Origin of the sequence: Parabacteroides timonensis, assembly GCF_900128505.1 — a bacterium.
GTDB lineage: Bacteria > Bacteroidota > Bacteroidia > Bacteroidales > Tannerellaceae > Parabacteroides > Parabacteroides timonensis.
On the sequence record NZ_LT669941.1, the window covers coordinates 1,025,651 to 1,038,297 of the forward strand.

The 12,647-nt window shown below is 39.5% G+C and carries 4 protein-coding genes and 2 pseudogenes; 3 read left to right on the forward strand and 3 right to left on the reverse strand.

From position 1 onward, the window contains the following. Positions 1–42: 42 nt before the first annotated feature. Together BQ7394_RS11765 and BQ7394_RS11770 are read right to left on the reverse strand one after the other, a co-directional pair. Positions 43–1,047, reverse strand: a pseudogene (locus BQ7394_RS11765) (M28 family peptidase). A gap of 143 nt (positions 1,048–1,190) precedes the next feature. Next, complete coding sequence (locus BQ7394_RS11770; RefSeq protein WP_075559997.1) at positions 1,191–3,560, reverse strand: outer membrane beta-barrel family protein; 2,370 nt, start codon at positions 3,558–3,560, stop codon at positions 1,191–1,193. A gap of 438 nt (positions 3,561–3,998) precedes the next feature. On the opposite strand from BQ7394_RS11770, the pseudogene BQ7394_RS26635 reads away from it, so the two are divergent. From BQ7394_RS26635 to BQ7394_RS11785, 3 genes and pseudogenes are all read left to right on the forward strand, one after another. Then, positions 3,999–4,178: pseudogene (locus BQ7394_RS26635) on the forward strand (HU family DNA-binding protein); the annotation flags it as partial. Positions 4,179–4,361: 183 nt separating this feature from the next. Continuing rightward, on the forward strand, positions 4,362–5,585 hold the full coding sequence (locus tag BQ7394_RS11780; protein ID WP_161951793.1) for a radical SAM protein: 1,224 nt from the start codon (positions 4,362–4,364) through the stop codon (positions 5,583–5,585). 473 nt (positions 5,586–6,058) lie between these two features. Beyond that, positions 6,059–11,857: a DUF3320 domain-containing protein gene (locus BQ7394_RS11785; protein WP_075557614.1), complete on the forward strand. Its 5,799-nt coding sequence runs from the start codon at positions 6,059–6,061 to the stop codon at positions 11,855–11,857. Positions 11,858–12,059: 202 nt separating this feature from the next. Here BQ7394_RS11785 and BQ7394_RS11790 read toward each other — a convergent pair whose 3' ends face one another. Then, positions 12,060–12,617 carry an Lrp/AsnC family transcriptional regulator gene (locus BQ7394_RS11790; RefSeq protein ID WP_235848734.1) on the reverse strand — a complete coding sequence of 186 codons (558 nt, stop codon included), beginning with the start codon at positions 12,615–12,617 and terminating at the stop codon, positions 12,060–12,062. Between the last annotated feature and the right edge of the window lie 30 nt (positions 12,618–12,647).

Sequence of the window (12,647 nt, forward strand, 5' to 3'; positions counted from 1 at the left end):
ATAAAAAGCGTAGACCGGAATTTATCGATCTACGCTTTTTTATTATTTTTCTCCTGCTTTATAAACCACCTCAAGAACTGTCTGACCAACCGCCTTCAATGTATTGAGATCTATATTATCCAGATTATCAGCATGTGTATGCCAGTAAGAGCCAAAGCTGTGAGAGCTTTCCGGATCATTATTTATAATATCGATACACGGTATATTACGTCCTTCTATAACAAAGGTATGATCATCCAGTACACCACCACCTTCTTCATTAATAAAGAACTTACCATATCCGAGATCACGTGCCGCACCCCAAACCTTTTCCACTATCTGAGGAGCCGATTCCATAGATGTCATTTCTTTAAAGAATGACGCATTACGACTACCCACCATATCCAGCAAGATACCATATTCCGCCCGATAATTTATTACGTGAGGATTAGCTGCCCAATATTGCGACCCCAAGCACCAGCTTTCTCTCGGACTATTAGCTGTAATAAAACGGGGTGTCCCATAATCTTCCGCATCGAAAAATATGACATCGATACCGACACCCGGATTACTCATACCCAACTGACGACAAATCTCCAACAAGACACCTACTCCACTGGCTCCGTCATCCGCACCGTCAATAGGGACACGCCATTTAGCAGGATCGGGATCGTGATCTGCATACGGACGGGTATCTCAATGGGCAAAAAGAAGTATTCGCCGGGAGTTCTCCGGATTATATGAACCAATAATGTTGCGGGCATTCAGACGGTCTCCATTATATGCAGTAAGTTTTGCTTCCTGTACATGCACGGCTGCTCCAAAACGTTTCAGGGCATCCACCAAATAATCTCCACAATGCAGATGTGCTTCCGTATTCGGAACACGGGGTCCAAAATCAACCTGAGCTGCTACATAAGTATAAGCACTATCTGAATTGAAGTCCGGCACAGATACTGACAACGTAGATTGCCCTTCTCCTTCCAATGTATTTCCGGTATTTCTGTTTTTACAGGAAAAACAAGAAAGAAAAATAAATAATAAGAGAGATGCCTTCAAGCCTGTCATTTGCATAAGATTAAAATGGTTCTAATTTATTCACTTACAAAACTATAAAATAAATGCTAAAATCAATCACATTTTACACAAAGCTTAAAATACAGGACTATGCATATTCATCAGACACCGGAATATTAATCAAACTATTCCTTTTATTTTCCAAACCGGGAAGTATCTACCTTATCATGTTGTTTGCTCTTATAACCACCGAACTTCCAGATAAAGGAAACCGTCACACAACGTGTATCGTCAATCTTCGTCAAACGGCTATATTGGTTTGCCTGATTGATCTCTACCTTTTTCGGAAGATTGCTTCGGAAGATATTATCGCACTTCAAGAGAACCGTCGCTTTATCATTAGCAAACTGCCATTTCAAACCGGCTGAAACATTATATACGGAACCCAGGTCGTAAATACCCTGCACTGCACCTGTTATATAATAACCATTCAAATCCAGCTTCAGGTTCGGACGCGATTTGGATAGCGTGAACGTATTATTCAGAAAGAATTGTCCCAGATATTTACTGTTATCAAAAGAAATATCATTGAAATGATCCAGTTTCTGACGCATCCTGATTCCCTGTGCCGTAAACTGGCTATTCATGAACTCACCAATACGGAACGGAATAACAGCCCCTATTCCTGCCGTTAAATTATAATCCATATTCTCATAACGGAACACATTTTTCAGCTCCGTAGAACTTTGATATGGCAACTGGGCAAAGTAATCCGGTTCGTACTGCGCGAAAACCATAAAGGTATACTTCTGTTTAAAAATATAAAGTAACTGTCCTTCATATGAACAATAGGGTTTCAGAGCCGGATTTCCTACAATTTCCGAATAAGAATTCATAGGTGTAGACTGTGGCGTTATATCCCAGTAAGAAGGATAGGTTTTATCGCTGTTCACATTCAGTTGCATTATATGCTGTGGAGTAAATGTATAGGTTAACGATGCATTCGGGAAGAAAGTCCAGTCATTCCAAAGAGTCGACTTCTTTCCATTCGAAGTATAATCCGATTTAAAATACTCCCCTTTTACAGATACAGTTGCAGAGAAATGATCTCCAAAATTTTTAGACGCTTCCAGAAAGACATTCCCGGTATATTCTTTCTGTAAATTATTTTCAAGCGATTCCGGATCAAGTTCATACCCATTACCTTTATTATATAGATAATCATTATACGTTTTGGAAGAGGTGTAGCCACCGTGGACACCGTAATTCAGTGTCCACCCGGTAGCAAAAGTGTGTGTATGGTTGGCAAATAGTGCCCATTGTGAAATATTTTGACGGGAATTATTATTCATATCCGTCAATGTTTCCTCATCACGTTTTTCCAGGAAATGTTGGAAAGAAGGCGAACGATACTTAGTAAAATCAACCCCTGCCATTAAACCGCTATGACTGTCGTATTGAAAACGAACATTATGCAATGTCGCATCGTCATCCCCATTCGTACTACTGAAACGCTGATCGGTAGAAAACGACTGCTCCGGAGTCAGAAAAGACGTTTCTGCAGAACGATGTGTTTTGGTATTGCTACCTCCCAGATAATAAGTAGCAGAGAGTTTATCTTTATTTTTAAATGTATAGTCCATGCCCAACCGCATATCTCCATTCATAATATTACTGTTTCCACGTCCGGTCTGGTTGATCTCAGTCACTTTATCTTTAAGCGTATGACGGGCCATGATATCCTCCCCCACAAACCCACGTCCTTTACCTCCGGTCATCAGGAAATCGATATTCAGATTCGAAGTGGTGTATAACAAATTAGCATGCGCCTTACCTGCAGCGTAATGCTTCTGAAGATAATCAGCTCCTACTTCACCCTGCAAGGCGGTACCGTCAGTAACTCCGCTATCCAGCACGACGTTAATCAAAGCTCCCCGGATATTGTATTTAGCCGGAGCATTATACATCACTTCCACATTCTTTACCCGTGAAGAGGGAACACTCTTCAGAAGTGTGATAAGCTGGTCGAGCGACATAGTTGTAAGTTGTCCGTTCAAAACAATCTGTGGCGCCCCGGCTCCCAACAATTGTATCTCGTCGGATCCTCCGATAATTCCGGGCAATTGCTTCACGACTTCAAAAGCATTACTGACTGATTTATCTTTCATCAGTTGCGGAACATCGTATTTCAATGCGCCATTCTCCACTTTGACCTTCGGGCGTTCGGCTTTTACCACCACTCCGTCCAGCTCATAATCTTTAGCTGTCAAACGAATTGTTCCGGCATCCGCCTGTGAAATCTCCTGCTGGAAAGGTTCGTATAAGAGATGTTGGAAAAGAAGCCGGTAAGCCTGATCTGCTGCCCGATTCAGGTTAAACTGTCCAAGACTATCGGTCACCACAGCATCTACATAAACAGAATCCAATGTCTGAAGTACGACAGCTACGCCATCTACCGGAACATTATCCATATCGGTTACCTTTCCGTGAATCGTATTTTGAGCGATCAACATCCCATTACCAGTAACCAGCAAAAACATCATGTAGTAAAGTATTCGTTTCATATCCATCGATTTTATTAGTTTCTCATTGCAAAGGAAAGGAGTTACAATGAGAAACTGTGTTACCGTTGGCTTATGAAGTGTTATTTAGTCTTACCGTCCGAAAAAGCATCTTTTATCTTTTCGCGCTAATTGTACCTTGCAAACATTATTTTGGAGTTTTTTATCTTTAATAATAATACCACACATGGCGGCGGAAACTCGTTTTCGCCCGATATATCTTCAGGCTGCAATTTCACGGGTGCCTATCTGCTCGGCTCTAAAAAAGAATATACCAAGTTTTGGGAAGACTATCATTTTGTTATGACAAACGTTCAGAACAATATATTACCCATATTGCTTCACAAAAATACCTGAATGCTTTCGAGATCATTGGAGACACCTTGCTTCAGAACGAAGACATTCAGTAGACCCAGCTTCGGCACTATCTCTCTCTAGCAACAGTCTGAAAGACCGGCACGCAATCCCAAAACAGGTAGCCCTTGTCTGATCACTCCACGTACAAGCGTAAAATTCAAACCAGGAAAATTCTTATTGGAAAAGGAACTGATCAGAAACTTAAATTACTTTGTTACCAGTCAGACGTTCAAAATTTGCGTTAACCCAACAAAAATGAAATAAATAGTGAGTATTTTTCTCTTTATACAAAGAAAAACATTACATTGCGAACATTATTTAAAGACTAAATTTTGTAATCTGATTAATTCTATGATTGATAATACCTATAAGGTTGTCTATGACACCGATACATATATAGTATATTCCCCTTTACGATCCGCAGCCTTTATGGCAAACCAAAGAGCAATGGAAGAAATAGTAAGCCATATGACCTCTTCAAAAGTAATGCCAGTTTCTGAAAAAAGCCTGCAAGCGATATCTTGGCTGGAAGCCAAGCCTGTTATAGATACATTGAAATGGTTTCCAAACATTTCAAGATTTTGTGATTTGGTAATATTACCTAATTTCAAATGTAACTTTCACTGTAGTTATTGTTATTCAGCGATGGGACGTTCAAATAAAGAAATCACTTATGAAAGTATTAAATCGGCTATAGATTATTGCATTGAAAAGGCACAAGAGATTAAAAGAAAATATATACGCATAACTTTTCTTGGAGGTGGAGAACCTTTATTATCTTGGGAGTTAGTACAACAATGCATGAAATATATAAAAAATAGATCCAACGAGTGCCATATAAAAATCAAAATAGGCATAACAACAAATGGTTCTTTAATAACATCAACTATTATAGATATATTAAAATCATATAATTGTTCTGTCAATATTTCTTTCGATATTTTGCCGGAAATACAGAATCAACAACGAGGACAATTCAAAAAAGTACATACTAATATCTTATTACTTAATAATAAAGGAATATCTCCTAGTTTACGTTCTACCATAACTAAACAAAATGTACATTTAATGGAGCAAATGGTTGAATTTGTGCATTCACATTATCCTCATGTCCGAAAATTACATTTTGAACCAGTAACAGATGAAGAGACAACTATTTCCTTTTATAATGATTTTATTTCTAATTTTTTTCAGGCTAAGCACAAATGCCATCAATATGAAATAGAATTAATATGTTCAATAAGTAAAAGCTTTGAAAATATGCGTATGCGTTTTTGCAGTGGAGAATTATGCTTAACACCGAATGCACATTTTACGATTTGCCATCGAGCATCCTCTCCTAATGAGAGTTTGTATGAATCCAGTGAATATGGATGGATTGAAAACGGTAAAGTAAAATTAGACATGGATAAAGCAAGTCAACTCATTTCTCAAACATCTATTTTAAACCCACGTTGCCAAAATTGCTTTGCACGTTGGCACTGTGGAGGAGGATGCTACTTCCAACAAGAAATGTTTACTGAAAAGCAAAAAATATCATACTGTCATTTTGTACGTAGTTTTATTAAGTTATTACTTTTCGAATTTATAAATGGGAAGCCATATAATGCCCCTAATCAATTGATAAAAAAAGAAATGCAAACTCAATTTTTTGATGATTGCATTGGATAAATAATATATAAACATTTTTAAAGAAAGGAGTTTTTATGGAAGCTGTAATTAGTCAGATGAAAGATTTACCTTTTTGGAGGGCATTTGCTCCATCATGCGGTTGTGATGATGATGTTTTTTGTGAAGGTGGAGAGAACTGTTGCGGTTGCGACGATTCCTGTTTAGGTGACTCACCCTGTGAAAATTGCGATTATGGTTGTTGCAATGAATGTGGGTGTGATGATTAAAGATAGAAAGGGTGTGCACACTTCAATGTGACACACCCTTTCTATCAATATTTGTACAGATTCACGTTCAAGATAGCACATAAATACAACGTTCCCTGCTTAATAATTGAATATAAAATAATTCCAAGAATACTCTTTTTAATATTTAATTTATATCTTTGAGTCTATTAATAACATAGCGCCTTAGATTTAAAGCTACAAAAAGCAATCACACAGTTAAGATGCGCTACATAAATATAATCTGCAATGGAAAGTAGCGATAAAACCTCCAAGAGTTTCAACGGCACTGTTCATTTGGAATATTTGCCATGTGTCAATTATGCAATGATACATAACCATGTACCAGCATTCAGTTTTTGTGAATTGATAAATAATGACGAGATAGATTGGAACGAGGTAAAGATCTCCATAAGCGGAGAACTCATCAAATATTCCGATTGTGTTCTTGATATCGTACCACAGGGGCAAAATATACAAATCGTTTCACTCGAAATATCCCCCGAAGTTGAGAGATTAATCGAACTTACGGAAGGAATCGATACTACTTTTAACCTGATCATCTCAACTGGTGGCGAAGTCCTTTATCAACAGGCTTATCCCATCAAATTAATGGCGTACGACCAATGGCCCGGCGTCAGCATCATGCCTGAACTCCTGGCCTCTTTCGTAACCCCTAACCATCCGTTGCTATCGAGGGTTAGCGTAAACGCGTCACGATTCCTTGAAGAATGGACCGGCAATTCCGCATTAGATGAATACCAGACACAAGATCCGAATCGTGTGCGTGCCCAAGTTGCCGCCATATATGAAGCCCTCCGATCCGAATCCCTCATCTACGCAACGATACCAGCTAGCTTCGAACAGCTGGGACAGCGCGTCCGTATGGTCGACAACGTATTAACAAATAAATTGGGGACTTGCATGGATCTGACCCTGCTATATGCCTCCTGTCTGGAAGCGAACGGTATCCATCCCCTCTTGGTCTTGTTGAAAGGGCATATATTTGTGGGTGCATGGTTAACGGATGAGTCTTATCATCAAACAGTAGGCGATGACGCATCATTTTTGCTTAAAGGAAGCTCCGATGGTATCAATGATATTGTACTGGTAGAATCAACAGCACTTACTTCCTCAAACAATATAGCATTTGATGATGCGGTCTTATTAGCGCAGAATGAGCTGAAGGACGAGAATAGGTTCGATTTATTCATAGACGTCTACCGTTGTCGGTTGAATAAAATCAGACCACTCCCCCAGCGCATTGAAAATAACGGGAAATGGCAAGTAGAAAATGAAGGCATTGAACATGAAAATGCCACAAAAAAGGTAAACAGCCTGGACCGATTTGAGATAAAACTGGATACTGCCAAACAAGAAACTACCAAACAAATTATCTGGGAACGAAAATTATTAGATTTTTCCTTGCGAAATAACCTGATCAACGTGAAGCTGGGCAAAAGAGTCATACCGTTTATCTCTTTTGAGATCGACCATTTGGAAGACCGATTGCAGGCCGGAGAGAATTATCAGATACTGTCCTGCCCCATCAAAGGAAAATTAGAGCCGAGAGATACCGGCATGTATGATTCCTCACTCTTGAAAAACGAACTTGAAGAATTGGTGATCAGCGAGCTGAAGAACAAAAGAATCCGTTCTTACCTAACCGAGAGCGAGCTCCAGGATGCACTGAAGTTTGTATACAGGACATCCCGTACAGCGATAGAGGAAAATGGGGCAAATTCATTATTTCTGGTACTGGGCATTCTCAAATGGTATGAGACTCCCAAAAGTATAAAGCCTCGTTTCGCTCCTATTTTATTGTTACCGATTGATATTATACGGCGAGGAGGTACAAATGGATATGTAATTCGAACCAGGGACGAAGAGATCATATTGAATATCACTTTGGTAGAGTTACTAAAACAACAATTCGACATCAATCTTTCCGGACTTAATTCACTACCCAAGGATGACAGTGGAGTAGATGTGAAAAAGATATTTGCTGCAATCCGTACCTGTATCCGCAATCAAAAGCGCTGGGATGTGGTAGAGGAATCCATGATCGGACTGTTCTCATTCAACAAGTTTGTTATGTGGAATGATATCCATACTAATGCTGACAAGCTGAAAGAGAACCTTATTCTAGCCAGTCTGATGGAGAATCGTATTAAATGGCAGGATACTAGCCAAGATGTTGACGCGAGGAAAATTGACAAATATACAGAACCTTCCAGTTTCGCGATTCCAATTGATGTGGACTCTTCCCAACTGGAAGCAGTTATCGAATCGGGAGAAGGAAAAAGCTTTATCTTGCACGGGCCTCCAGGAACCGGGAAGTCCCAGACTATCACCAATATGATAGCTAATGCTTTATACAAAGGGAAACGTGTTTTATTTGTCGCAGAGAAAATGGCTGCACTCTCAGTCGTCCAGAACCGATTAGCCAAGATCGGCTTGGAGCCATTCTGTCTGGAACTACATTCCAATAAAGTAACTAAAACTCATTTCCTTGCACAGCTTCAGAAAGCGATCGAGGTTGTACATATCCAGTCTCCTCATGAATTCGAGAGTATTTCCCAGCAATTATTTGAACGTAGGCGAAAATTAATCGATTATATGGAGGCCTTGCATAACCCTCATGCATACGGTTATTCCCTTTTTGACTGTATTACAAATTATTTATCCATTCAGGGTGATGAGTTAGCTGCCGATTTTACTCTATTGGACTCCATCACGAAAGACGAGCTTACCACCCTTACAGAAAAAATTAAAGAGTTCGATACAATCTTTCAGATAATAGGACAGCCGGAAACACATCCGCTAAAAGGATTGGAGCCATATGATATTTCACTTGAGAGTAACCAAAAGTTAGAGAATAGCATCAGCCGTCTTATGGATCTACTGCCGATAATATCCACCGGAAGAACTTTTTTCTCCGACAATTGGGATTTCGTAATCCCTGACAGCTGGGAAGGGATTGAGTTAATGGCCCAGATGAGCAGCAGACTGGTCGCTATCCCCTATCTGAACAAAGGCTTACTGGAACTGGGAGGCAAAGAGGAACTGATTGGGGAATGGCAGGAGATCATTAACTCCGGACAAGAACGTGACAGAATATTGGCAGAACTTTCCAAAGATTACGCGCCGGAAATATTGGATGAAAACGTGTTTACCCTCCAACAAGAATGGAAAGCCATCGAAATGAAATGGTTCCTCCCTAAATACTTTGCCAAACGCTCTTACCTAAAAAAGTTGAGATTTTATAGCCCCAGCCTGCAAGAGACAAAGATCCCGAATCTCCTCGATCAACTTGGGACCTATCAAAAACAGAATAAGATCGTCCAAGAACATTCATCGGAACTACAATCTCTTTTTGGACATTTGGGGAGACGTAATAAAGAGAAATGGGATGAGATTACCTCTATTTTATCGGCTATCCCAGGGGTTTATCAGAATTTATTAGAATACGCACGACTCACCCAAAGAAGCTTGCCGGAGACACTTAACCGTTTTTCCGATAAAATGGGTGATGACTGGAACCTATTCTTACAGACCAACAAAAGTTTACTGGACCAGTTGATACAAACATCCGATCAGATGAATCAAGTTCTCCATGACTTGAGAGGATTATGCAATATCGAATTGCCGGAAAATAACCTTGAAACGCAACTGCCAGTACTGCTCAGAAATTGGAAGGAGCACCTAAATATGACTAAAGACTGGTATCAATGGTGCATCCGGAAAAGAGAACTTGAAACACGAGGTTTATCCATGGTTACGAATTATATCCTAAACGAGCATAAGAACGGTACCGAAGCTTCTAATGCACTTCTTAAAGGTATCTATCATAAACTCGCCTTAAAGGCTGTTGACGCTGACGAAACCTTGCGCCTGTTCAATGGCTTGCTTTTTGAGGAGATAATTACCAAATACAAACAACTAACCCACGAGTTTCAAGAATTAAGCAAAAAAGAGTTGTATAGCAGATTGGCCTCACGCATACCCTCATTAACTATGGAGGCGACCTCCAATTCTGCGGTTGGCATTTTGAAACGAAACATATCCAACGGAGGACGCGGCACATCGATCCGTAAGCTCATAGACCAAATACCGACATTACTTCCGAAGCTATGTCCATGTATGTTAATGAGCCCGATATCTGTTGCCCAATACATTGATTTAAGCGCTGAGAAATTCGATCTGGTGATTTTCGACGAGGCCTCACAAATGCCCACCAATGAGGCTGTTGGAGCAATAGCACGAGGCAAAGCCCTGGTTGTTGTCGGAGACCCCAAGCAGATGCCACCAACGAGTTTCTTCTCTTCCACTCAAGTGAATGAGGAAGATGCCGCGTTCGATGACATGGAAAGTATCCTGGATGACTGCATATCGCTTTCCATACCATCACGTTATCTGACATGGCACTATCGTAGTAAACACGAAAGTCTTATCGCTTTTAGTAATGCCCAGTATTACGGGGCCAAATTATATACTTTCCCTTCTGTTGACGACCGGATATCCAAAGTCCGCCTGGTTAGGGTCGACGGCTCATATGACAAAGGGCGCACGCGCAGTAACCGTGCGGAAAGCGAAGCTATAGTAAATGAAATACTTCGCCGTCTAAGAACACCGGAGCTTTCCGGAAAAAGTATAGGTGTTGTTTCTTTCAGCCAGGTTCAACAGAACTTGATAGAAGATATGCTCCTCGAAGAATTAAGTAAATATCCGGAACTGGAAGAAAAAGCATACCAATGTGATGAGCCTATTTTCATAAAAAATTTAGAAAATGTACAAGGGGATGAGCGTGATATAATTCTATTCTCTATTGGATATGGTCCGGACAAAAACGGAAATGTATCCATGAACTTTGGTCCTTTAAATAATAAAGGAGGTGAACGACGACTGAATGTGGCTGTATCCCGTGCCCGATATGAGATGATCATTTTCTCTACCCTCAGGTCTGATCAGATTGACTTAAAGCGCACCAAGGCAAAAGGTGTGGAAGGATTGAAAAAATTCCTCGAATTTGCTGAACGTGGAGCATCTACAATATCCATGACACAAATCCAACATCATAAAGAAAGCAATCTGGTCACGCTGATCGCCAACGAACTAGTCTCATGCGGATATAAGGTAGACACAATGGTTGGTCGATCTAATTTCAAAGTCGACTTAGCTATTATTGACCCGAAGCAACCAGATAAATATATTTTAGGGATATTATGTGATGGCAAGAATTACTATGAAACCAAGACTACACGCGACCGCGAAATAGTCCAACCCAGCGTCTTACAGATGCTAGACTGGCAAATCATGCGCGTGTGGTCCATTGACTGGTTCGAAAATAAGGATAAGGTAGTGAAGCGTATTATTGATAAATTGGAGAGTCTTAAGAATGAGGAAACAGAGAAGGATATATCCCCTACCTTTATTACACCTAACGCAATAAAAGCATTCAGTGTAACGGATGAACCTCTTATCGAAGTCATAAATAACCGGGAGAAAGATTATACTTTCGCGGACCTCCCTGATGTTGGTTATAATGCAGATATTGATCATGTAATGTCTCAACCCCGAGAAGTAACAAAACAACTTGAACAGATAATAAGCATCGAACAACCCATAACAAATACCCTATTATATAAAAGGATATTGCGTATATGGAATCTAACGAGGGTTACTACCCGTTTACAGATATTCATTGATAATCTCATTCATAACCAATATAAGGATCCGCTTTCAACCAGCAATTCCGTTATCTTTTGGGAAAGTAAAGATCAAGCCGAAAATTACAGTTTTTATCGAATCAATTCCAAACGGGATATCCAAGATATTCCTATACTGGAAGTTATGAACGCAGCACGTTACGCCATAGAGCAACAGTTATCCATGCCTATGGAAGACCTTAAAAAAACGACATCCCAACTTCTTGGGTTCAGTAAAAAAGGGGCAAACATCGATCAAGCGACAGAGCTAGCTATACGCAATTTGATAAAAATGGGGATATTTAACGATATGAATGATATGATTTCAATGAACAATTAATATTTGTATTTCAACTATGCATAGGGGAAACCAATTTCTGTTTCCCCTTACGTTTGTTCCAGTTAAAATCGTTTCCTAGTCAAGACTCACTTTATGTAACATTAAGATTATAGAACAAAACGAAGAAGAATAAGGTAATATTCCGGTAGCAATCTGAATATAACATTCTCTTGTTAACTTTTAATTTTTTAATACGTTTCCACTAAAGTTTTATGTATGTAGTGTTTTTCAATTCACGTATTGTAATTGAACTGTTTATTTTGGCAATACCGTTTATGCGTGTCAGTTTTTCGAATCTGAATTTATCATAGGCATCCAAGTCTTCAAGAACGATTTTGATTAAAAGTTCGTATTCACCCCCAATGGAATAACATTCGACAACTTCTTCCAATTGAACGATTTCATTTACGAAACGGGCGTAGTTCTCATGCTCATGAACCAATAGCGCAAGACGGCAAAACACAACTAACGGTTTACCGATTTTGTCTTTATTTACGATAGCGGCATAGTGAGAGATATATCCATCGCTTTCCAAACGCTTTACCCTGTCATATAAAGGGCTTTTGGATAGGTTTAACTCATCTGCCAATACTTTCATGTTCTGTTTGGCATCCTTTTGCAGTGCATTTAATATGATTTTATCCGTTTTGTCCATTTTGTACCGTATTTTTTCCTGTTCATCTTTTTTATTTAGTTGGTTATGCAGGATTATTTCCTGTTTTGTACGCAAAAATACAACATCTTCCTCATTTTTCAACATGATACCCAGCATATATATTGAATTTCTTAT